Here is a 20,693-nt window from a genome sequence, read left to right as displayed (position 1 = left end):
CATGCAGCAGAAAATTCCCGCGACCGTCATCACTGGCTTCCTCGGTGCGGGCAAGACGACAATGATCCGCAACCTGCTCACCAATGCCGGCGGCAAGAAGATTGCGCTCATCATCAACGAGTTCGGCGATCTCGGCGTCGATGGCGATGTGCTGAAGGGCTGCGGGGCGGAGAATTGCACCGAGGACGATATTATCGAGCTCACCAATGGCTGCATCTGCTGCACGGTCGCCGACGATTTCATTCCGACCATGACCAAGCTTCTGGAGCGCGAGCAGCGCCCGGACCATATCGTCATCGAAACTTCAGGCCTTGCCTTGCCACAGCCGCTGGTCGCCGCCTTCAACTGGCCGGACATCAGAAGCGAAGTCACCGTTGACGGCGTCATCACCGTGGTCGACAGCGCCGCTGTTGCCGCAGGGCGTTTTGCCGATGACCATGATGCTGTCGATGCACGCCGGGTCGAGGATGAATCGCTCGATCATGAAAGCCCGATCGAGGAGCTCTTCGAGGATCAGCTGACCTGCGCTGATCTGATCGTGCTCAACAAGACCGACCTGATCGACGCTGACGGCCTTGGCCGTGTGAAAAGCGAAGTCGCCTCGCGCATCGCCCGCAAGCCTGTGATGATCGAGGCCAGGAATGGCGAGGTGCCGGCAAGCGTGCTGCTCGGCCTCGGCATCGGCACGGAAGACGATATCGTCAACCGCAAGTCCCATCACGAGCTGGAGCATGAGGACGGTACGCCGCACGATCACGACGAATTCGACAGTTTCGTCGTCGAGCTCGGCGCTATCGCCGATACATCAGGTTTCGTCGAGAAGCTGAAGGGCATTATCGCCGAGCATGACGTGCTGCGTCTCAAGGGCTTCATCGATGTCTCCGGCAAGCCGATGCGCCTGCAGCTGCAGGCCGTGGGTGCCCGCATCGACCAGTATTTCGACCGCGCCTGGACGCCGGGCGAAGCCCGCACCACGCGCCTCGTCGTCATCGGCCTGCATGAGATGGATCAGGACGCGGTGCGCAAGGCGATCGCGGCACTGGTCTAAGGGGTTTCGATGCACCTGCTTCTGGCTCAACAGGGAACGATCAGCGACGGGGACGAGGCCATCGACCTCGGCCAGTCGCCGGGCGATATCCTGTTCCTCTCGGCCGCCGACACCGAGCTTGCGGCAATCGCTGCGGCTCATTCCGGCGGGGCGAGCGGGCATACGCTCAGGCTTGCGAGCCTGATGAGCATGAAGCATCCGATGTCGGTCGATACCTACGTCGAACGCACGGCACGGCATGCGAAGCTGATCATCGTGCGGGCGCTGGGTGGGGCGAGCTACTTTCACTACGCACTGGAGGCGCTGCATGCGGTTGCCGCTCGTAACGGGGCGCTGATTGCGGTGCTGCCGGGCGATGCGCGGCCGGATGCGGGGCTGACGCCGTTTTCCAATGTGTCGCTTGATGATCTGAATGCGCTGTGGGCGTATCTGATCGAGGGCGGCGACGCCAATGCGCAAGGCTTTCTTGCCTATGCATCAGCGATGCTTTCGGGGGCGGAGAAGCCGGCGCCAGCCGCGCCGCTGATGAAGGCGGGGATCTGGTGGCCGGGGCGAGGGCTTGTCGGAGTTGAGGAGTGGCGGCGGCTTGCCAAAGCCGAAGTTCAAGTCCGGAAGGGGACGCCACCTACTGTCGCCATCGCCTTCTACCGCGCCCTCGTGCAGAGCGGCGAAACTAAGCCCGTCGAAGCCTTGATCGAAGCCCTCCAGCAACAAGGCCTGCGTCCGTTGCCGGTCTTCGCCTACAGCCTCAAGGATCCCGTCTCCAAGGGCATCCTCGAATCCATCTTCGCCGAACTGAAGCCCGAGGTCGTCATCAACACGACAGGCTTTGCCGTCTCCGCACCCGGCGCCGATCGCGAGCCGACGGTGCTGGAGGCCAACGACGCGATCGTGCTACAGGCAATCTTCTCCGCTTCGTCGCGAGAGGCCTGGGCCGTCTCATCGCAAGGGCTCTCGGCGCGTGATCTCGGCATGAATGTCGCGCTGCCGGAGGTGGATGGCAGGGTGCTGTCGCGCGCCGTCTCCTTTAAATCAGCCGCGCGCTACGACGTTGCTGTCGAGGCCAACATCGTTTCCAGCGAGCCGGATGAAGGGCGCATGAACTATGTGGCATCGCTTGCCGCCAACTGGGCGCGGCTGCGGCAGATGCCGTTGGAGAGCAGGCGAGTTGCGCTCGTCATGGCGAATTATCCAAACCGCGACGGACGGCTCGGCAATGGCGTCGGCCTCGATACGCCAGCAGGCACTATCGAGGTAATGCGAGCGATGGAGAAGGCCGGCTACCCGGTCGCCGATATCCCTGCCGATGGCGATGCGCTGATACGGCACCTGATGGCGGGGCCGACCAATTCCGGCTTCGATGGAAAGGTCGTGCGCCAGCAGCTTTCCCTGAGTCGATACAAGGATTTCCTGGAATCTCTTCCTGCTCAGATTCAGGATGAAGTCAGCACGCGCTGGGGTGTGCCGGAGGCCGATCCCTATGTCCGCGATGGCGCTTTTGCGCTGCCTTTCGCCCGTTTCGGCGACTTGCTGATCGGTATCCAGCCGGCGCGCGGTTATAATATCGATCCGAAGGAAAGTTATCACTCGCCCGATCTCGTGCCGCCGCACGGCTATCTCGCCTTCTATGCTTTCCTGCGCGAGGAATTCTGCGCACAGGCAGTGATCCACATGGGCAAGCACGGCAATCTGGAATGGCTGCCGGGCAAGGCACTGGCGCTATCGGAGACCTGCTATCCGGAGGCGATCCTCGGGCCACTGCCGCATCTCTATCCCTTCATCGTCAACGATCCCGGCGAGGGCACGCAGGCGAAACGCCGCACTGCCGCTGTCATCATCGACCATCTGACGCCACCGCTGACACGGGCCGAAAGTTATGGGCCGCTGAAGGATCTGGAGGCGCTGGTCGACGAGTATTACGAGGCATCGGGCGGCGATCCGCGCCGTATCCGCCTGCTCAGCCGGCAGATCCTCGATCTCGTCGCTGATATCGGGCTGGATCGGGATGCGGGCATCGCCAAGGGCGAGGCCGAAGGTGAGGCGCTGAAGAAGCTTGATGCCTATCTCTGCGACCTCAAGGAAATGCAGATCCGTGACGGGCTGCATGTGTTTGGCGTGTCGCCTGAAGGGCGGTTGCTGACGGATCTGACTGTGGCGCTGGCGCGGGTGCCGCGCGGGCTAGGTGAGGGTGGAGATGCGAGCCTGCAGCGGGCGATTGCTTGGGATACGCTGAAAGACCCCTCCCACCTGTGTGGAGGAGCTGGGGAGGCGTCTTTCGACCCTCTCGACTGCGACATGGCCGCCCCCTGGAGCGGTCCAACACCCAAAATCCTCGCAGACATCCTCGACGCCCCGTGGCGCACGAACGGCGACACCGTCGAACGCATCGAACTGCTCGCAGCCAAGCTTGTCTCTGGCGAAATCACCTGCCCACCTCCCTGGTCTCAAACCAGAAGCGTGCTCGATGAAATCGAGGCTCGTCTTAAACCCTCGATTCTCGCCTGCGGCCCGGCCGAGATCGCCAGTCTGCTGCGTGGCCTCGACGGCCGTTTCGTGCCGCCTGGCCCATCCGGCGCGCCGACGCGCGGGCGGCCGGATGTGCTGCCGACGGGGCGGAATTTCTATTCGGTGGACAGTCGCGCTGTGCCGACGCCCGCCGCCTACGAACTCGGCAAGAAATCTGCCGAACTGCTGATCCGCCGCTATGTGCAAGATCACGGCGAATGGCCCGTCTCCTTCGGGCTGACGGCCTGGGGCACGTCCAATATGCGCACCGGTGGCGACGATATTGCCCAGGCATTGGCGCTGATCGGCGTCAAACCAGTCTGGGACATGGCCTCGCGCCGCGTCACCGGCTACGAGATCATCCCGCCGGCCATGCTGCGGCGGCCGCGGGTGGATGTGACGCTGCGGATCTCCGGCTTCTTCCGCGATGCTTTTCCCGAGCAGATCGCGCTCTTCGACAAGGCGATCCGCGCGGTTGGTGCGCTGGAGGAGGATGCAACCGACAACCCGATTGCCGGGCGCATGCGCGGCGAGACGGCACGGCTGACCGCTGCCGGGCTTGACGAGAAGGCCGCGGCAAAGCGGGCCGGCTATCGCATCTTCGGGTCGAAGCCCGGCGCCTATGGTGCAGGTTTGCAGGCGCTGATCGATGAGAAGGGCTGGGAGCGGCGTGCGGATCTGGCCGAGGCCTATCTCGTCTGGGGCAGTTATGCCTATGGCGCGGGTGAAGAGGGACAGGCCGAACGCGGGCTCTTCGAGGAGCGGCTGCGGTCCATTCAGGCGGTCGTCCAGAACCAGGACAATCGTGAGCATGACCTTCTCGACAGCGACGATTACTACCAGTTCGAAGGCGGCATGGCGGCGGCGACCGAGGTACTCGGCGGTGCGCGGCCGGCGATCTATCACAACGACCATTCGCGGCCGGAAAAGCCTGTTATCCGTTCGCTTGAAGAAGAGATCGGGCGCGTGGTGCGCGGGCGCGTCGTCAATCCGAAATGGATCGAGGGCGTCATGCGCCACGGATACAAGGGCGCTTTCGAGATTACCGCGACGGTCGATTACCTCTTTGCCTTTGCGGCGACGACGGGGGCTGTCGGCAACCATCATTTCGAGGCGGTCTATCAGGCCTTCGTCGCCGACCCCAAAGTGCGCGACTTCATGGCCGAGAAGAACCCGGCGGCACTTTCCGAGATGAAGGAACGGCTCATGGAGGCGATCGAGCGCGGGCTCTGGACGCCGCGCAGCAACTCGGCGCAATTCAACCTCACTGAATCCAACGAAACCAAGAAAAGAGCAGGCAGCCAGCCATGACCGAAGAGCCAGTCGTACCAGCCGAAAAGGACGATGCCCGTCACGCCGAGAAGATGGCGAAGAAGAAGGCCGCCCGTGACAAGATCATGGCCAGCAAGACGGATGAGAAGGGCCTGATCATCGTCCACACCGGCAAGGGCAAGGGCAAATCATCAGCCGCCTTCGGCATGATTTTCCGCCATATCGCCCATGGCAAGCCGTCTGCCGTCGTGCAGTTCATCAAGGGCGCCATGTGGACGGGCGAGCGGGATCTGATCGAGAAGCACTTTTCCGATGTCTGCCAGTTCCACACGATGGGCGAGGGCTTTACCTGGGAGACGCAGGACCGGGCGCGGGATGTAGCGGCGGCCGGTGCGGCCTGGGAAAAGGCCAAGGAACTGATCCGCGACGAGCGCAATTCCATGGTGCTGCTCGACGAGATCAACATCGCGCTGCGCTACGACTATCTCGATATCAACGAGGTGGTGGAATTTCTGAAAACCGAGAAGCCCTATATGACGCATGTTGTGCTGACGGGCCGCAACGCCAAGGACGAGCTGATCGAGATCGCCGATCTCGTGACCGAGATGGAACTCGTCAAACATCCCTTCCGCTCGGGTATCAAGGGGCAGCCGGGCGTGGAATTCTGATCTTTAATTCGCCAGATGGCCGCGCAGTATCGCGGCCGTTTCCTTGTCGGCCGGGAAGAGCGTTTCGATTGCCAGTTCCGACAGGGTGATATCGACGGGCGGGCCGAAGACGGTCGTTGTCGAGATGAAGGAAAGCAGGCCGGCTTTGGTCGAAAGTTGCAAGGGCACGGCGATGCCGGCAAGGTCGGTGTGGGTCTCGCCAGCATCTTTGGGAGCCGGATAGGACAGCAGTTCCTTCAGCAGCTTTTCCAGCATCGGATCGCCCGAGACCGAAATCTGCTGACGCAGCCGATCAAGGAGATGGGCGCGCCATTCCGAGAGATTGATGATGTGCGGTGCCAGCCCCTGGGGATGCAGGCTGAGGCGCAGCACGTTGACCGGCGGTTCCAGCAAGGATGGATCGGCAACGGCTTCGAGCAGTGGTGCGATGGCGGCATTGGCGGCAACCAGCGTCCAGTGGCGGTCGATGGCGATCGCCGGGAAGGGCTCGTGGCCTTTCAGCACCCTATCGATGGCCCGGCGCGCGGGCTCAAGGGCGGGATCATCCAGCCTGCGTTCGGCAAAGACGGGGGCGAAACCCGCAGCCAGCAGCAGCGGGTTCCGGTCGCGCAGAGGCACGCCGAGGCGTTCGGCGAGATGCAGCAGCATTTCGCGGCTCGGGGTCGAGCGCCCACTCTCGATGAAGCTCAGATGCCGTTGCGAGATTTCGGCCTCCAGCGCGAGGTCGAGCTGGCTCATGCGGCGGCGCTGGCGCCATTCGCGCAGGTGATCTCCGAGAGAGCGGGCGGTCGGGGTCATCAGGCGGCTTCCGGCAGGAGATCGATGAAGCCACGTACGGATTTCAGCCTGCCGTCCTCCAGCTCGGCGAAGTCCGTGCCCTTGATCAGCGCTTCGCCATTTTCAGGGCCGAGGCCCCAGGAGAAGCGCAGGTTGTTTCCGTAGCCATCGGCCGTGCCGATCAGCTCGAAACGAAAGCCGGGGAAGCGGCTTTGGACGGCTTCGACCAGCGAATTGATCTGCTCATGGCCTTCGCCGCGCATCAGCGGGTCGATATAGGTGGCGGCTTCCGCCCAGCTCTCGGCGATGAGAGCGCGGCGGCGAGCGGCGTCCGTCTCGTTCCAGATGGCGAGGTAGCGCTCGGCGTTGGTGTTTGCGTCGTTTGTCGGGGCGTTGGGCATCGGGTCATCTCCTTTTGATCGCCTTTCATATTCAGGCAGGTGGCATGTTCAGGCAGGGCGATCATCGGCGAAAGCGGTGCAGCCTATCAATTACGCGGGAGGTAATGGAAGGCTGATCAACAATCGGTTTTCACACCATTGCGGACGTAAAACCGCGGCACATTTTTGCTGGAACCGCTCATCTCGCGGCTTGGTGATTTGACAGGCGTGGAGGCAGCCCGGAGATTTGCGGCGACCCCTTTTGCCCCGGAGGAGACATCGGTGAAAACCCGTTCATACAAAGCCTTAGCCGCATTCGCCATTGCGCTTCTCGGCGCATCCGCGACGCAGGCAACTGTTATCGATGACTGGAATACGATCAAGGTGCCGGCAGCACCGGCGCTGAAGCCGGTCAGCGTGAATAGGTCGGATACGGTGCTGCTGCTGCTCGATTTCAATGGCGCGCAGGACCCGTCCAAGGGGCCGTGCAACGCGAAGAACAAGCCGCGCTGCATCGCCTCTCTCCCGAAAGTGGAAAAGCTGATGAACGAGGCGCGCAAGAGCGGCGTTCCCGTCATCTACAGCATCACCGGTGGTGCCACGAAGGGCGATATCGCCAGCGTGCTGGCGCCGAAGGAGGGCGATGCGATCGTACAAGCCGGGGCCAACAAGTTTATCAACACCGATCTCGAAAAGATCCTGACCGAGAAGCACATCAAGACCATCATCGTGGCCGGAACGGCATCCGAAGGCGCGGTGCTGAATACGGCAGCCTATGCGGCGCTGAAGGGCATGAATGTGATCCTGCCTGTCGATGGCATGTCATCTGCCGATCCTTATGCCGAGCAATATGTCGCCTGGCATTTCGCCAATGCGCCGGGTGTTTCGGCGAAGACGACGCTGACCACGATTGATCAGATCAAATTCTAAACCCCGAGCCAGACACGCAGCGGGTTTGCGGGATCGGACAGAAGTTTGATCGCGAAAGCGATGCAGACGATGACGAGCAACGGCTTGATGAGCTTTGCGCCGATGCGCATGGCGAGCCGCGAGCCGAACTGTGCGCCGAGGAACTGGCAGACACCCATCAGAAGGCCGATCTTCCAGAGCGTCGCACCGAAGCTTGCGAAGACGACGAGCGCACCGAAATTCGAGCCGAGATTGAGAAGCTTGGTATGGGCCGTCGCCTTCAGCATGCCGAAGCCGGCGAGCGTGACGAAAGCCAGCATGAAGAAGGAGCCGGTGCCCGGGCCGAAGACGCCGTCGTAGAAGCCGATGAGCGGAACCAGCGTCAGGCCGAAGAGGAAGGGCGTCATGCGCCTGACGGTATCGAGGTCGTTGAGGTTCGGCTTGACGGCGAAGAAGATGGCGATTGCCACGAGCAGCACCGGCATGACGGCCTGCAGCACGTGGCCGGGAACGAGTGTCGCGAGGGCTGCACCGAGCGCGCCGCCCATGACGGCCATCAGCGCCATCGGCAATTGTTCCGAAAGCTTCACATGGCCCTTGCGCGCATAGGCGATGGTCGCCGAGGCGGCGCCGAAGAGGGATTGCACCTTGTTGGTGCCGAGCGTCTGTAGCGGCGGGATGCCTGCGATCAGCATGGCGGGAACGGTGATCAGGCCGCCACCACCGGCAATGGAATCGACGAAACCAGCAAAGAAGGCCGCCGCGCAGAGCAGCAGAAGCAGATGGATGGCAATGTCAGGCAAGATGCTATTCCGGGAGAGGTATGCGGGGCGGGGGCTTTCGGGCGGCCTTGTTGCATTTCCCACCTCAAGCTGCAATGGCTCCGGGGACACAGCGGGGCGCAATCGGCTGACGGGAGTGAGCGAAATCACCATTGATGAGACAAGGCGGCATGTGCTCGGGCTTGGCTGCGAGCGCGGGGCGCCTGATAGCGAGGTGATGGCGCTTGCCGTCGAGGCGTTGAGGGCGGCCGGTATCAGCGGGGCTGAGCTTGCGGCTGTTGCCTCGATCGATAGCCGCGGGCAAGAGCCGGCGATCCTCGCCGTTGCTGCGCAATTTTCCGTGCCTGTCGTGTTCTTCGATGCGGCGCGCCTGGAAGAGGAGACGCCGCGGCTCAGGAATCCCTCTGCCATCGTTTTTGCCCGTGTCGGCTGCCATGGGGTGGCGGAAGCGGCGGCCCTTGCGGCTCTTGGCATGGATGCAGAGCTGGTGCTCGGCAAGATCAAATCTCAGCATGCGACAGCAGCCGTCGCCCGCATCGGGTTGCAGAAAGCCTGACGGGCGTTATGGTGGCGGCACTTCGCGGCGCCGTCCGGCTGCCAGCGATTCGAATCCGGAGCATCTTCGTTTTTTGAATCACGAATGTGCTCTATCCCTTTGTTTTCACGCAATTCCGGGCGCAAAACCGCCGCAGATTTTTGCTGGAATTGCTCTGGAGGATACATATGCACAAGGTCATTTATGACACGGATCCAGGCGTCGATGACGCAATGGCGCTGCTTTTCCTGCACCGCCACCCCGAGATCGATCTGATCGGCATCACCACGATTTTTGGCAATGCCTCGATCGAGACGACGACGCGCAATGCGCTGTTCCTGAAGCGGGAGTGGGATATCGCAGCACCCGTTGCCAAGGGCGCCAATGTCACCATCGATCCTGCGCGTCATGAGCGTCCGTGGCCGACCATGGTGCATGGCGAGAATGGCCTCGGTGATATGCCGGTGCCAGATACCATCGACCTGCCGGTCGATCCGCGCCCGGCGCATCGCTTCATCATCGAGACCGTGCGCGCCAATCCGGGCGAGGTGAGGCTGGTTGCCGTCGGCCGCATGACCAACCTGGCCCTGGCGCTCAAGGAAGACCCCGAGATTGCAGGCCTCGTGAAGGACGTCGTCATCATGGGCGGCAATTTCTATGTGCCGGGCAATGTCTCGCCGGTTGCTGAAGCCAATATCCATGGCGATCCGGAAGCGGCCGATATCGTCATGACTGCGCCGTGGAAGGTCGTCGTCATCGGCCTCGATGTGACCGCGATCACGACGATGAGCCGCAGCTATCTCGGGGAGATGGCCGCCAGGGGCGACAAGGCGGTCAAGCAGCTCGATACGCTTTCGCAGTCCTATATCGACTTCTACAAGCATGCGGTCGAAGACGGCATGATGGTGCATGACAGCTGCGCCAGCGTCTATGTCGTGGCGCCCGAGCTGTTCACGACGATCACGGGCGCGGTGCGTGTTGTCTGCAGCGGTATTGCCGATGGCCAGACGGTGATCAAGCAGGATGGCCGCCGGTTCCCGCCGGGCGACTGGGATGGACTGCCGAGCCAGATCGTTGCCACCGGCATCGAGTCGGAAAAAGTGCTCGAGCTGATCCGCGATACGCTGCTGCGCCTCTGATGGCTTCAACGGGCCGGTCCCGCATGCCTGCGGCCGGCCCGTTCCCATATTCTGGAATCCAATCAAATTGTTATATGCGTTTCTTCCGAGGCTGATTCCGCTTCTTCGGAAATTGAGTCTCGGCCATTTTGTCAACTTCCGGTGCGCTGCCACTGATGGCGTTGACCTCGTCTGCTGCCGGGCCTAGATCAGCGGGATGATAGATCGCGCATTCTCACATCTGCCGGCGCTGGAGCCGGGCAGCGTCTGGCTCGTTGGGGCCGGTCCCGGCGATCCGGGCCTGCTGACGCTGCTTGCCGCCAAGGGGCTTTCCGAGGCCGATGTGATCGTCCATGACGCGCTGGTCAACGAGGAATGCCTGAAGCTCGCGCGGTCAGGTGCGGAGCTCGAATATGCGGGGAAACGCGGCGGCAAACCCTCGGCCAAGCAGCGGGATATTTCGCTTCGGTTGGTGGAATTGGCGCGGACCGGCAAACGCGTGCTGCGGCTGAAGGGCGGCGATCCCTTCGTCTTCGGGCGGGGTGGGGAAGAGGCGCTGACGCTGGTCGAGCACAATATCCCGTTTCGTATCGTGCCGGGCATTACCGCTGGTATCGGCGGGCTTGCCTATGCCGGGATTCCGGTGACGCATCGGGACATCAACCATGCCGTGACCTTCCTCACCGGCCATGATTCCTCCGGCATCGTGCCTGACGCGATCAATTGGGAAGCGATCGGCAAGGGCTCGCCCGTCATCGTCATGTATATGGCGATGAAACATATTGCCCAGATCAGCGCCAATCTGATTGCTTCGGGCCGTTCGGCTTTCGAGCCAGTGGCCTTCGTCTGCAACGCGGCGACCGGTGACCAGCAGGTGCTGGAGACGACGCTTGGCGAAGCGCCTGAAGCCGTTGCCGCCTCCGGTCTGGAACCGCCGGCGATCGTCGTCGTCGGCGAGGTGGTGCGGTTGCGCGCCTCTCTCGACTGGCTTGGCGCGCTTGGCGGTCGGCGGCTGCAGCCCGACCCCTTCAGGCATGCCGGCGGGCAAGGGAGGGAGACAGCATGAGCGGGTTGCTGATCGCCGCACCGTCCTCCGGTTCCGGCAAGACCACAGTGACGCTCGGGTTGCTTCGGGCGCTGCGCAATCGCGGCGTCGCCGTCGCACCCGGCAAGGCCGGCCCTGATTATATCGATCCGGCCTTTCACGCGGCGGCAAGCGGCACGCTCTGCCTGAATTTCGATCCCTGGGGCATGCGGCCGGAACTGATTTCCGCCAATGCGACGCTGCACCGCTCCGGCGACCGGGTGTTGCTGATCGAGGGCATGATGGGCCTGTTCGATGGTGCTGCGGACGGGCGCGGCACGGCGGCGGACCTTGCGGCCCAGCTCGGACTTTCGGTCGTGCTCGTCGTCGATGCTTCGCGCCTGTCGCAATCGGTGGCGCCGCTCGTCAGCGGTTTTGCCGGTTTCCGCGCCGATGTGCGCATCGCCGGTGTCATCCTCAACAAGGTCGGCAGCGACCGGCACGAAGCGATGTTGCGCCAGGCGCTGGAAGCGATCCGCATGCCCATCGTTGCCGTCATCCGCAAGGATGCGATGCTGGCCCTGCCAGAGCGGCATCTGGGACTGGTACAGGCGGGCGAGCATGGGGCGCTCGAGGAGTTCATCGATTATGCGGCCAATGCCGTTTCCGAAGAGTGCAATTTCGAATTCCTCATGCGCATCGCGCGGCAGGGTATGAACCGGCCGTCGGCTGCCAATATTGCCCGGCTGATGCCTTTCGGCAGGCACATTGCCGTCGCGCGCGATATCGCCTTTGCCTTTTGCTACGAGCATATGCTGCTCGGCTGGCGGCGGCGCGGGGCCGAGATTTCCTTCTTCTCGCCGCTCGCCGACGAGGGCCCGTCCGAGGCTGCCGATGCGATCTATCTTCCGGGCGGATATCCCGAACTGCATGCGGGCAGGCTCGCGGCTTCGCAGAATTTTGTAGCCGGCATGAAGGCTGCGGCGGCGCGGGGCGTGCGCATCTATGGCGAATGCGGCGGCTACATGGTGCTCGGCGACGGGCTGATCGACGGGCAAGGCGAGCGCCATGAAATGCTCGGCCTGCTGCCTATCGTCACCAGCTATGAGACGCGCAAGCGGCATCTCGGCTATCGCCGCGTCACGCCGCTCGACGGCGCCTTTTTCGACAGGCCGATGACGGCGCATGAATTCCACTATTCGACGATCGTCTCCGAAGGGGAGGCCGACCGGATGTTTGCCACGCAGGATGCGCTCGGCAACGATCTCGGCTTCACCGGCTTGCGGCGCGGGCAGGTGGCCGGATCCTACATGCATCTGATCGATCTTGTGGGAGCTGCCGCATGAATGCGCCGATCGTGCATGGCGGCGGCATCACCGCGGCGGCGGCAAGCTTCGGCGGCCGGCTGGAGGACTGGCTCGATCTTTCGACCGGCATCAATCCCAATCCGGTGGTGCTGCCGGAGATACCTGCAAGGGTGTGGCATCGGCTGCCGGACCGACATCTGATCGAGACGGCGCGACATGCGGCGCGCGATCATTACCGCAGCGGCGCGATCCTGCCGCTTCCGGTTCCCGGCACGCAATCGGTCATCCAGCTTCTGCCGCGGCTGATCGAGCCGGGCAGAAAAGTTGCGATCCTGTCGCCGACCTATGGGGAATATGCGCGGGCTTTCAGCGTTGCGGGTTTTGCCGTCGATGCGGTCAGCAATATCGATGATATCGGCGCGGAGCATGGGCTGGCAGTTGTCGTCAATCCGAACAATCCAGACGGTCGGGTCCACGCGGCGGACAGGCTGGAAGCGCTGCATGAGCGGCTGAAGGCGGGCGGCGGTTTTCTTGTTGTCGATGAGGCTTTCGGGGATACGAGCCCGGAGGCGAGCCTCGTGCCGCGTGCATCAGGTCTTTCGAACCTCATCGTCTTCCGCTCCTTCGGCAAGTTCTTCGGGCTTGCAGGGCTGAGGCTCGGCTTTGCCATTGCGCGGGGCGATATTCTCGTGCGTTTCGAGGACTGGCTCGGTCCCTGGGCGGTGTCGGGGCCTGCGCTGTCAATGGCGAGCTCGCTGCTGAATTCGGATGTCTCCGCCATCGCCGGCTCGATTGCCGAGCGCCAGGCGGGCCTGCATGCCGTGCTTGCCGGAGCCGGCCTTGCTATTGCGGGCGGCACGCCGCTTTTCACCCTCGTTGCCGACGCGAAAGCCGGTGACATTTACACGACTCTCTGCCGCCATCATATTCTCGTCCGCCGGTTCGATTATGCACCGGACTGGCTGCGCATCGGCCTTGCGCCGGATGCTGCGGCGGATGGACGACTTGCTGCGGCCCTTCGGAGCTTTAACCGATGAATCTGGATGAACATTTTCTCGTGCTGGTTCTGGCGCTGCTGCTCGACCGCATCATCGGCGATCCGCAATGGCTGTGGATGCGCGTGCCGCATCCGGTCGCCATCTTCGGTCGGGCGGTCGGCTATTTCGACCAGCATTTCAACCGTGAGAGCCTGAGCAAGGCTCAGCGCCGGCAGAACGGCGTGGTGGCGATCCTGGCGCTGTCGGGGCTCGCCGTCGTCACCGGCCTGGTGCTGCATTGGTTCCTGATGCTCTTCGGCCCTGTCGGTATCCTGCTCGAAGTCTTCTGCGTGGCGATTTTCCTGGCGCAAAAGAGCCTGTCGGATCATGTCGCGGCGGTCGCAGCGGCGCTGAAGAGCGACGGCCTCGTTGGCGGGCGCAAGGCGGTGTCGCGCATCGTCGGGCGCGATCCGGAAACGCTGGATGAGCCGGGTGTCTGCCGTGCGGCAATCGAGAGCCTCGCCGAGAATTTTTCCGATGGCGTGGTGGCGCCGGCCCTCTGGTTTGCGATCTTCGGCCTACCTGGCCTGTTCTTCTACAAGATGCTCAATACAGCGGATTCAATGATCGGCCACCGTTCGGAAAAATATGTCGATTTCGGCTGGGCCTCGGCGCGGCTGGACGATATCGCCAACTGGCCGGCGGCACGCCTGTCGATCCTGCTGATCGCCGTCGGCGCCGGCATCCGCCGCGGCACGTCAGCCTTCCGCGATTCTTTCCGTGTCGGCATCCGCGACGGCAAGCTGCACCGCTCGCCGAATTCCGGCCGCCCGGAGGCGGCGATGGCCGGCGCGCTCGATCTCCAGCTTGCCGGCCCGCGCGTCTATTCGGGCGTGGTCGTGCGCGAGCCGATGATCAACGGCACGGGCCGGGATGTGGCGACGGCAGGCGATGTGGAGGACGGGATTTCGGTCTTCCAGGCCAGCTGCATGGCGCTGACGCTGCTTACCTTCGTGGCCTTCGTCTGCCTGCTTTAGCCTCGCCATTTCTCCGCCGTCAAAAGTAACGCCAAGACACAGCTCAGCAGGCCAAGCGATAGTGGCAGGCCCTGATGGCCGATCAGTTGCATCGCCACGCCCGTCGCGGGCGAGCCTGCGATGCCGCCGAGACCCCAGACGAGGGCGAAGGCGGCGTTGCCGGCGATGAGGGACTGGCCGGTGAAGCGTTCACCGAGCTGGATCAGCGACAGGGTGTAGATGCCGAAGGAGACGCCGCCCCAGGCGAAAAACAGCGGCCAGATGAGCCATGTATCGAAGAGCAGCGGCAGGAGCAGGCAACCGGCGAGCGAGGCGAGCACGCAGAAGAGCAGGGTAGGGCGGGAGCCAAATTGTTCGGCGAGGCGGCCGAGGACGATCTGCAGCACGGCATTGCCTGCGATGAAGCAGGTGATCAGCGCGGTGATGCGGGGTTCGGGGCTGCCGAGGGCTGCGCCATAGACGGCGAAGAGGGCAAGCAGGATCTGCTCGAAACCGGCGGCGACGAAGACGGCGAAGAGCAGGAGCGGCGCCAGCATGACGAAGCCGCCGACAGATATGGCTTCGCCCTCCTGCGGCATGTCGGGCAGTCGTCTTGTGACGGCAAGCACGATCAGGCCGCAGACGAGGAAGGCGAAAATACCGATCAGGAAGGGTGGCCAGCCCTCCGTACCGGCAAGGCCGAGGGATAGCGGGCCGATGGCGAAGCCGCCTGATACGACGGACGAATAGAGGCCCATGATGCGGCCACGGCGCGCGGCGGGCGTGATGGCGAGCAGCCAGGTTTCGCTGATCACGTAGAGCGGGTTGGCGAAGACGCCGAGCAGGAAGCGCAGCGGCATCCACGCCCAAATGTCCTGCGTCCAGGCAATGGCAATCAGGCTGAGTGCTGCGAGGATCGAGCAGAGGATGGCAAGCCGTCCGGCGCCTACGCGGTGTGACAGGGCAGGAATGAAGGGTGCGGAGACGATAAAGCCCGTTGGCGTCATGGCGGCCGACAGGCCGATCAGGCCTGATGGTGTTCCCTGCCGCTCCAGAATGAAGCTCAGGAGCGGATAGGTCAGGCCCTGCGCCATGGCGAACACCGTGACGGTGGCGATGATGCCTGCCATCGCGGCCCATGGAATGCGATCTTCGCGTGGCGATATCGGGCTGCGCCGGTCGATCGTTGCGGCTGGAGGAAACTGGTCATCGTGTGTCATCGGACATTCGCCTCACACGTGCCAGAAAAAGCCGGTGGTCTCGGAGCCTGCCTGTTGTTCCGTCAGGCCGATATCGTCGATCAGAACGGGGCTGATTTTCGACCGTCGCTTCCGTTCGCGGCGGATGCGGATGCGCCAGAACCAGTGCGTGATCGCGCTTCGCAGGATGATCAGGCTATTGTGCCGGCGCGGTAACTTGTGACGTGGGGTTGATGCAAGGGTGCAGCAATCGCTCATGATGAACTCCATGGAGCTTGAAGGTCCGGGAACTTGGATTTCGCCTGGGGCCTTAGATTTCAAAGGATGGTGGAGTCTGGAGGATGCGGCGCGGGGCGTAATTAAGCGCTTCCAAAAAGTTCGCAAAAACTTCCAAAGTGACTAAACAGGTTAAAACAGGATTTCGCCTGATCAGGACAATAAGGACATGACCGCCTCATCTTCCTTTCTCGGCCTTCCAGATCGCCTGGCCGATGGCCGTTTGCCCCGTGCGGTGATCTTCGCAGCCGCGCACGGCAGCACCTATCCCGGCAAGGACAGCAGCGGTTATGCGCTGGCCGCCGGCGCCATCCGCGCTGCGAGCCAGGAGGATGCCGGGCTCATCGAGCATTGGGATTTCGATCTCGGCGGCCCGCTGTTTGCCGGCAAGCCGATCTCCTGCATCGACGCTGGCGACATCGAGACCACCATGCATGACAATGCCGACAACCGCGCTCGGATTGAGGCGAAGACGCGCGAAATCCTGGCACTATCGGCCGTACCGATCCTGCTCGGGGGAGACTGTTCCGTGACCTTTCCCTTCCTCGCTGGCTTTGCGGATCAAGGGCCGGTCTGGGTCCTGCAGATCGACGCCCATATCGACTGGCGCGACGAGGTGCATGGCGAGCGCTACGGCTATTCAAGTCCGATGCGTCGGGCGAGCGAGATGCCGCATGTCGCCGGCATGGTGCAAGTCGGTCTGCGCAGCGTCGGCAGCGCGCGCATCGCCGAGGTGGAAGCGGCGCAGCTTTATGGCAGCCGCTTTGTCACTGCCCGCGAGATCCACACAGTGGGTGTCGAAGCCGCTCTCCGGCATATTCCCGAGGGAGCGCGGGTGGTCGTCACGCTCGATTGCGACAGCATCGATCCCGGCATCATGCCGGGCGTGGCGGCGCGTACCCCTGGTGGCCTCACCTACACACAGGTGATCGACTTGATCGCCGGCCTCGGCAGGCGGGCGAGAATCGCCGGGTTTGACCTGGTCGAGTTTTATCCTCCGGCTGATATCGACGGCTTGTCGGCGCTGACCGTGTCGCGCGTGCTCGTCAATGCGGTCGGCGCCATCGTCAGGCAGGATTGAAACGCTTCTTGCTCTCACGGCAATTGGTATCGGTGCATTTTCGATTCTAGGCGACTTTGCCCAGACGTGGCTCCGTCCCAGCCAGCAGCCGCCTGATATTGGCGCGATGGCGCACAATCACGTAGATGCCGCCTGATATTACCAGCAGCCGATAGGGCAACGGTTGCTCCAGGCCGCAGACGAGAGCGATGGCCGTCAACGCTGCCAGCATCGAACTCAGGGAAACAATGCGGAAGGCGGCCAGCGCAAGGCAGAAAACCGCCGCGGCACCCAAACCGACGGGCCAGGACATTGCCAGCAACACGCCGAGCCCTGTCGCAGCAGATTTGCCTCCCATAAAGTTCAGCCAGATCGAACGGCCATGCCCCAACAACACGCCAAGACCGGCCAGGCAAACAATCCAGGGCTCCGCGCTTTGCAGGTCAGGTGCTGTCGGCGGCGTGCCCGATGGTACTGTCGAGAGCCAGAGATAAAACCAGCGGGCAAAGACGACTGCTGCGACACCTTTCAGCACATCGATCAGGAGAACCGCCAAAGCAGGCCATTTACCGAGCGTTCTGAGTACGTTCGTTGCTCCGGTGGATCTGGAGCCATGCTGGCGGATATCCATGCCCTTGAGCAGTTTGCCCGCCAGATAGCCCGTGGGCAGGGAGCCGAAGAGATAGGCGACCGCCAGTCCCACCAGACTTGCTATCCAGAAAACCATGGGTGTACCTCGACGCTCTTTTTTCAGCCGGTAATTATCTGATCGAACACGATTAAACCAGTCGCGCCTCGGATGCCACGCGCCTAAGCGGACGAAATTGTCCGCGGGAATGCCGAGATCGAATGGCATCAGGCAGGACGGTTCCAACCCGGCATGAAAGCCTCTAGGATGCGCGCCATGCAGGGAGCGCGCTTTGCCTTTGGTCCGTTCGTGCTTGATCCGGAGGCGGGAACGCTTCTTCGGAACGACGATCCCGTTGCCGTCGGGCACCGCGGCGTAATGCTGCTTGCCGCGCTCGTCGGGCGGCCCGGCGAAATTCTGGCCAAGACCGAGCTGATGGATGCGGCCTGGCCGGGCACGGCCGTCGAGGAGGGCAACCTCACCGTCCAGATCGCGCAGCTGCGCAAGCTGCTGGGTCCTGCCGCTGACGGTGGTGAATGGATCTCGACGGTTCCGCGCATCGGCTATCGCTTCACCGGCGCCATAAAACAGCTCGGCAGCGGGAGGCGAAAAGCTTTGGCGCTGCCCGACAAACCCTCGATTGCCGTACTGCCCTTCGTCACCGTCAGCGGCGATCCGGAGCAGGAGGGTTTTGCGGATGGCCTGACCGAAGACCTTATCACCGATCTTTCCCGGACCTCGGGCCTCTTCGTCATCGCCCGCAATTCGAGCTTTGCCTATAAGGGAAAGGCGATGGATGTGCGTGATATCGCCGAGGAGCTTGGGGTGCGCTATCTGCTCGACGGCAGCGCAAGACGGGCGGCGGAGCGCGTGCGCATCAACGCCCGGCTCGTCGATGCCGAAAGCGGCGATCATCTCTGGGCGGAGCGTTTCGACCGCGGCCTGGACGATATTTTTGCCGTTCAGGACGAGGTCACCGGCAAGATCGTCGAGGCGCTGCTTGGCCGGCTGCGTCCACCGCCGCCGCGTAACCGCCCCAAGAGCCTCGAAGCCTATGATCTCTGCGTGCGGGCGCGCACGCTGATGGATGATGCGCCGCAAAGCGCGCGGGAAACGCAGCTGATGCTGACACGGGCGATTGCGCTCGACCCTGACTATGCCGAGGCCCATCGGTGGCTTGCGCTGAACCATTGGATGGGATGGGTGCATAGCGGTGGTCCAACCGAAGCCAATCGCAGCGTTGCCCTGGAATTGGCGCGCAAGGCCGTCGCGCTCGATCCGAACGATGCCGGCTGCCGCTGGGTGCTTGCTTACCTGCTTGCCTATGAGCGCAGCTTCGCGGAAGCCGATGCGGAATTCGAAAAGGCCATCGCGCTCGATCCGAATGAGGCCGATACGTGGGCGGCTCTGTCAGATATTTCCGTTCTCGCCGGGCGGATCGACGAGGGCCTGGAGCATATCGGCAAGGCGTTTCGGCTGAACCCGTTTCCGGCCAGCTGGTATTATTTGACACTCGGCCAAGCGCAATATGCTGATGGCAACTATGAAGCCGTCGTCGAGACGCTGCGCCGGGAGGAAACCTATCGCACGAGCTCACGCCGTTTCCTGGCGGCAGGTCTTGCCCAGCTCGGCCGGCTCGATGAGGCCCGTGCAGAGGCGGAGCTGTTCCTCGTCGCAAACCCGCATTTCACGATCAGCCACTGGATCGCGATGGAACCGTTCCGGGACGCAGGGACGCTCGCACATTTTGTCGACGGCTATCGCAAGGCCGGCTTTCCCGAGTGACGCCAGTGCCGCAACCGGCCCCGGTTTGTTAGAAATGTGATTACCATTCGAGTTAAAGCAAAATAACAAGTATTGCCGTAGTCTCTTCTCTCGTTGGGCGAAAATAAGCCTTTAAAGGTTCGATAGAGGGACGACCATGAAGACGTTTTTTGCGGCTGCTACGGCAGTGTTGTTATTGCAGTTTTCTCCAGTTGCGGCTCAGGCTGCTACGCTGGTTGCCAATATCAGCCTCAGCAAGCAGACGATGACTGTTACCGAGAACGGTTGGGTGAAGTATCGCTGGAAGGTTTCGACGGCGCGCAAGGGTTATACCACGCCAACCGGTTCCTGGAGCGCCAAGTGGCTGTCTCGCGATCACCGCTCCAAGAAATACGACAATGCGCCGATGCCGTTCGCCGTGTTCTTCAATGGCGGTTATGCCGTTCATGCTACTTTCGAACGCAAGCGGCTCGGCACGCCGGCCTCGCATGGCTGCGTCCGTCTCGACCCCAACAATGCGGCCCAGTTCTTCTCGATGGCGCAGGAAAACGGCCTTGCCAATACCCGCGTGGTGATCACGCGGTAAGCAAATCAGGCGCTAACCAGGCGCTCGAGCTCATCCATATCGGGAACGGTGATATGACGGCTGTTCTCGATCTGGATGACGCCCTGCTTGCGCAATTTGGTCATCTGGCGGCTGACGGTTTCGATCGTCAGCCCCAGGAAATCGGCGATCTCGCTGCGTGAGAGCGGCAGGTCGAAGGCCGCGCTGCTGGTCGTTTCCGGCTCGGCATGCGTGGCGACGAGATAGAGAAGGTTTGCGACCTTTTCCTGGGCCGTGCGGCGGCCGAGCGTCAGCATCCATTCCCGTGCAGCATCCAGTTCCTTCAGCGCCTGAGCATGCAGGTTGTGCTGCAGTTCCGGTGTATCTGATATCATCCGGTCGAGCAGACGGCGGGGGAAGACGCAGATTTCCGTCGGCGTGGCTGCCTCGGCCGACAGCGTGCTCTCGGGCACGAAGGGGCGGCCGATGAAATCGGGGGCGAATTGCAGCCCGACGATCTGCTGGCGCCCATCCGGCATCACCTTGCAGAGCTTCACCACGCCATTCATGATGTTGGAATAGGACAAGACTTCTTCGCCTTGCGCAACAATTTCGCTTCCCGCATCGATCTTGCGGCGCATGGAGTGCTTGCAGAGCTCGCGAAGCTGGGCTGATGTCAGCGCGCTGCAGACCACGCCGTGGCGTGCCTCGCAGACCCGGCAGGCTGCGGGAATACTTATGTCTGGATCTTCACTGCGCGCGATATCCATGTCGATGCCCCGATCCGACCATTCGGCCTCGCGTCTGTGATACGCTTCGGCCCCCAGGTCATCTATCCCGATTTCTTGCGGTTACGTCTTGATCTTTATCAATTCCGTCTCGAATCCGATTTGATCCAGGTCAA

Annotated in this window: 20 protein-coding genes; 13 read left to right on the top strand and 7 right to left on the bottom strand. The window is 62.6% G+C overall.

Annotated features, from left to right (window positions below; translation table 11 throughout):
• Position 1 precedes the first annotated feature (1 nt).
• From cobW to cobO, 3 genes are read left to right on the top strand one after another with little or no spacing between them, the layout of a single operon-like run.
• Positions 2 to 1,048: a cobalamin biosynthesis protein CobW gene (cobW, locus tag AB4Z13_RS13140; RefSeq protein WP_439015832.1), complete on the top strand. Its 1,047-nt coding sequence runs from the start codon at positions 2 to 4 to the stop codon at positions 1,046 to 1,048.
• A gap of 9 nt (positions 1,049 to 1,057) precedes the next feature.
• Positions 1,058 to 4,864, top strand: a complete 3,807-nt coding sequence (gene cobN, locus AB4Z13_RS13135) for a cobaltochelatase subunit CobN (RefSeq protein WP_442206109.1) — start codon at positions 1,058 to 1,060, stop codon at positions 4,862 to 4,864.
• Entirely contained in the window at positions 4,861 to 5,493 is a 633-nt protein-coding gene (gene cobO / locus AB4Z13_RS13130; protein WP_037099329.1) for a cob(I)yrinic acid a,c-diamide adenosyltransferase, read from the top strand. Before cobN ends, cobO begins: the two co-directional genes overlap by 4 nt.
• A gap of 3 nt (positions 5,494 to 5,496) precedes the next feature.
• On the opposite strand, the gene AB4Z13_RS13125 is transcribed toward cobO, so the two are convergent.
• Both AB4Z13_RS13125 and AB4Z13_RS13120 read right to left on the bottom strand, forming a co-directional pair.
• Entirely contained in the window at positions 5,497 to 6,291 is a 795-nt protein-coding gene (locus AB4Z13_RS13125) for a helix-turn-helix domain-containing protein (protein WP_442206108.1), read from the bottom strand.
• On the bottom strand, positions 6,291 to 6,671 hold the full coding sequence (locus AB4Z13_RS13120) for a nuclear transport factor 2 family protein (protein WP_113325752.1): 381 nt from the start codon (positions 6,669 to 6,671) through the stop codon (positions 6,291 to 6,293). The genes AB4Z13_RS13125 and AB4Z13_RS13120 overlap by 1 nt, the downstream gene beginning before the upstream one ends.
• 261 nt (positions 6,672 to 6,932) lie before the next feature.
• Between AB4Z13_RS13120 and AB4Z13_RS13115 the strand changes: the two genes are divergently transcribed.
• Positions 6,933 to 7,580 carry an isochorismatase family protein gene (locus tag AB4Z13_RS13115; RefSeq protein ID WP_442206107.1) on the top strand — a complete coding sequence of 216 codons (648 nt, stop codon included), beginning with the start codon at positions 6,933 to 6,935 and terminating at the stop codon, positions 7,578 to 7,580.
• On the opposite strand, the gene AB4Z13_RS13110 is transcribed toward AB4Z13_RS13115, so the two are convergent.
• Positions 7,577 to 8,362 carry a TSUP family transporter gene (locus AB4Z13_RS13110; RefSeq protein ID WP_442206106.1) on the bottom strand — a complete coding sequence of 262 codons (786 nt, stop codon included), beginning with the start codon at positions 8,360 to 8,362 and terminating at the stop codon, positions 7,577 to 7,579. The two genes, AB4Z13_RS13115 and AB4Z13_RS13110, sit on opposite strands and share 4 nt — an antisense overlap.
• A gap of 115 nt (positions 8,363 to 8,477) precedes the next feature.
• On the opposite strand from AB4Z13_RS13110, the gene AB4Z13_RS13105 reads away from it, so the two are divergent.
• The 6 genes from AB4Z13_RS13105 (at position 8,478) to cbiB (ending at position 14,339) form a co-directional block, all read left to right on the top strand.
• The gene (locus tag AB4Z13_RS13105) at positions 8,478 to 8,897 is read left to right on the top strand and encodes a cobalamin biosynthesis protein (protein ID WP_442206105.1); all 420 of its coding nucleotides are present in this window, start codon (positions 8,478 to 8,480) and stop codon (positions 8,895 to 8,897) included.
• 167 nt (positions 8,898 to 9,064) lie between these two features.
• Positions 9,065 to 10,015, top strand: coding sequence for a nucleoside hydrolase (locus AB4Z13_RS13100; protein WP_442206104.1), 951 nt, complete (start codon positions 9,065 to 9,067; stop codon positions 10,013 to 10,015).
• Between the two features lie 196 nt (positions 10,016 to 10,211).
• A complete protein-coding gene (gene cobA, locus AB4Z13_RS13095) occupies positions 10,212 to 11,060 on the top strand; it encodes a uroporphyrinogen-III C-methyltransferase (RefSeq protein WP_439015824.1) in 849 nt (282 codons plus the stop codon).
• Positions 11,057 to 12,364, top strand: a complete 1,308-nt coding sequence (locus AB4Z13_RS13090; RefSeq protein ID WP_442206103.1) for a cobyrinate a,c-diamide synthase — start codon at positions 11,057 to 11,059, stop codon at positions 12,362 to 12,364. Before cobA ends, AB4Z13_RS13090 begins: the two co-directional genes overlap by 4 nt.
• Positions 12,361 to 13,362, top strand: a complete 1,002-nt coding sequence (cobD, locus tag AB4Z13_RS13085; protein ID WP_439015822.1) for a threonine-phosphate decarboxylase CobD — start codon at positions 12,361 to 12,363, stop codon at positions 13,360 to 13,362. The genes AB4Z13_RS13090 and cobD overlap by 4 nt, the downstream gene beginning before the upstream one ends.
• Positions 13,359 to 14,339 carry an adenosylcobinamide-phosphate synthase CbiB gene (cbiB, locus tag AB4Z13_RS13080; RefSeq protein WP_439015821.1) on the top strand — a complete coding sequence of 327 codons (981 nt, stop codon included), beginning with the start codon at positions 13,359 to 13,361 and terminating at the stop codon, positions 14,337 to 14,339. The genes cobD and cbiB overlap by 4 nt, the downstream gene beginning before the upstream one ends.
• On the opposite strand, the gene AB4Z13_RS13075 is transcribed toward cbiB, so the two are convergent.
• Together AB4Z13_RS13075 and AB4Z13_RS13070 are read right to left on the bottom strand one after the other, a co-directional pair.
• Positions 14,336 to 15,538 (bottom strand): MFS transporter, encoded by a 1,203-nt coding sequence (locus AB4Z13_RS13075; protein WP_439015819.1) that lies wholly within the window; start codon positions 15,536 to 15,538, stop codon positions 14,336 to 14,338. The genes cbiB and AB4Z13_RS13075 overlap by 4 nt on opposite strands.
• Before the next feature lie 12 nt (positions 15,539 to 15,550).
• Positions 15,551 to 15,787: a DUF1127 domain-containing protein gene (locus AB4Z13_RS13070; RefSeq protein ID WP_439015818.1), complete on the bottom strand. Its 237-nt coding sequence runs from the start codon at positions 15,785 to 15,787 to the stop codon at positions 15,551 to 15,553.
• Between the two features lie 175 nt (positions 15,788 to 15,962).
• Between AB4Z13_RS13070 and AB4Z13_RS13065 the strand changes: the two genes are divergently transcribed.
• Positions 15,963 to 16,874, top strand: a complete 912-nt coding sequence (locus AB4Z13_RS13065; protein WP_439015817.1) for an agmatinase — start codon at positions 15,963 to 15,965, stop codon at positions 16,872 to 16,874.
• A 46-nt stretch (positions 16,875 to 16,920) separates the two neighbouring features.
• On the opposite strand, the gene plsY is transcribed toward AB4Z13_RS13065, so the two are convergent.
• Positions 16,921 to 17,580: a glycerol-3-phosphate 1-O-acyltransferase PlsY gene (gene plsY / locus AB4Z13_RS13060; RefSeq protein WP_439015816.1), complete on the bottom strand. Its 660-nt coding sequence runs from the start codon at positions 17,578 to 17,580 to the stop codon at positions 16,921 to 16,923.
• Between the two features lie 177 nt (positions 17,581 to 17,757).
• On the opposite strand from plsY, the gene AB4Z13_RS13055 reads away from it, so the two are divergent.
• Positions 17,758 to 19,266, top strand: coding sequence for a winged helix-turn-helix domain-containing tetratricopeptide repeat protein (locus AB4Z13_RS13055; RefSeq protein ID WP_439015815.1), 1,509 nt, complete (start codon positions 17,758 to 17,760; stop codon positions 19,264 to 19,266).
• Between the two features lie 136 nt (positions 19,267 to 19,402).
• Positions 19,403 to 19,831, top strand: a complete 429-nt coding sequence (locus AB4Z13_RS13050; protein WP_439015814.1) for a L,D-transpeptidase — start codon at positions 19,403 to 19,405, stop codon at positions 19,829 to 19,831.
• Positions 19,832 to 19,836: 5 nt separating this feature from the next.
• Here AB4Z13_RS13050 and AB4Z13_RS13045 read toward each other — a convergent pair whose 3' ends face one another.
• Complete coding sequence (locus AB4Z13_RS13045; RefSeq protein ID WP_442206102.1) at positions 19,837 to 20,559, bottom strand: Crp/Fnr family transcriptional regulator; 723 nt, start codon at positions 20,557 to 20,559, stop codon at positions 19,837 to 19,839.
• Positions 20,560 to 20,693 lie beyond the last annotated feature (134 nt).

It is taken from the genome of Rhizobium sp. YAF28 (assembly GCF_052113285.1).
Classification (GTDB): Bacteria; Pseudomonadota; Alphaproteobacteria; order Rhizobiales; family Rhizobiaceae; genus Rhizobium.
Note: the sequence above shows the minus strand (reverse complement) of the source record. Positions and strands in the feature narration are given on the sequence as shown.

What these genes read in the sequence shown, in the direction of transcription:
- AB4Z13_RS13065 (WP_439015817.1), top strand. Translation starts at nt 15,963, where the DNA reads ATGACCGCCTCATCTTCCTTTCTCGGCCTTCCAGATCGCCTGGCCGAT.
- cobD (WP_439015822.1), top strand. Translation starts at nt 12,361, where the DNA reads ATGAATGCGCCGATCGTGCATGGCGGCGGCATCACCGCGGCGGCGGCA.
- cobW (WP_439015832.1), top strand. Translation starts at nt 2, where the DNA reads ATGCAGCAGAAAATTCCCGCGACCGTCATCACTGGCTTCCTCGGTGCG.
- AB4Z13_RS13055 (WP_439015815.1), top strand. Translation starts at nt 17,758, where the DNA reads ATGCAGGGAGCGCGCTTTGCCTTTGGTCCGTTCGTGCTTGATCCGGAG.
- AB4Z13_RS13070 (WP_439015818.1), bottom strand. Translation starts at nt 15,787, where the DNA reads ATGGAGTTCATCATGAGCGATTGCTGCACCCTTGCATCAACCCCACGT.
- AB4Z13_RS13045 (WP_442206102.1), bottom strand. Translation starts at nt 20,559, where the DNA reads ATGGATATCGCGCGCAGTGAAGATCCAGACATAAGTATTCCCGCAGCC.
- AB4Z13_RS13050 (WP_439015814.1), top strand. Translation starts at nt 19,403, where the DNA reads ATGAAGACGTTTTTTGCGGCTGCTACGGCAGTGTTGTTATTGCAGTTT.
- AB4Z13_RS13075 (WP_439015819.1), bottom strand. Translation starts at nt 15,538, where the DNA reads ATGACACACGATGACCAGTTTCCTCCAGCCGCAACGATCGACCGGCGC.
- cbiB (WP_439015821.1), top strand. Translation starts at nt 13,359, where the DNA reads ATGAATCTGGATGAACATTTTCTCGTGCTGGTTCTGGCGCTGCTGCTC.
- cobA (WP_439015824.1), top strand. Translation starts at nt 10,212, where the DNA reads ATGATAGATCGCGCATTCTCACATCTGCCGGCGCTGGAGCCGGGCAGC.
- cobO (WP_037099329.1), top strand. Translation starts at nt 4,861, where the DNA reads ATGACCGAAGAGCCAGTCGTACCAGCCGAAAAGGACGATGCCCGTCAC.
- AB4Z13_RS13125 (WP_442206108.1), bottom strand. Translation starts at nt 6,291, where the DNA reads ATGACCCCGACCGCCCGCTCTCTCGGAGATCACCTGCGCGAATGGCGC.
- AB4Z13_RS13090 (WP_442206103.1), top strand. Translation starts at nt 11,057, where the DNA reads ATGAGCGGGTTGCTGATCGCCGCACCGTCCTCCGGTTCCGGCAAGACC.
- plsY (WP_439015816.1), bottom strand. Translation starts at nt 17,580, where the DNA reads ATGGTTTTCTGGATAGCAAGTCTGGTGGGACTGGCGGTCGCCTATCTC.
- AB4Z13_RS13100 (WP_442206104.1), top strand. Translation starts at nt 9,065, where the DNA reads ATGCACAAGGTCATTTATGACACGGATCCAGGCGTCGATGACGCAATG.
- AB4Z13_RS13120 (WP_113325752.1), bottom strand. Translation starts at nt 6,671, where the DNA reads ATGCCCAACGCCCCGACAAACGACGCAAACACCAACGCCGAGCGCTAC.
- cobN (WP_442206109.1), top strand. Translation starts at nt 1,058, where the DNA reads ATGCACCTGCTTCTGGCTCAACAGGGAACGATCAGCGACGGGGACGAG.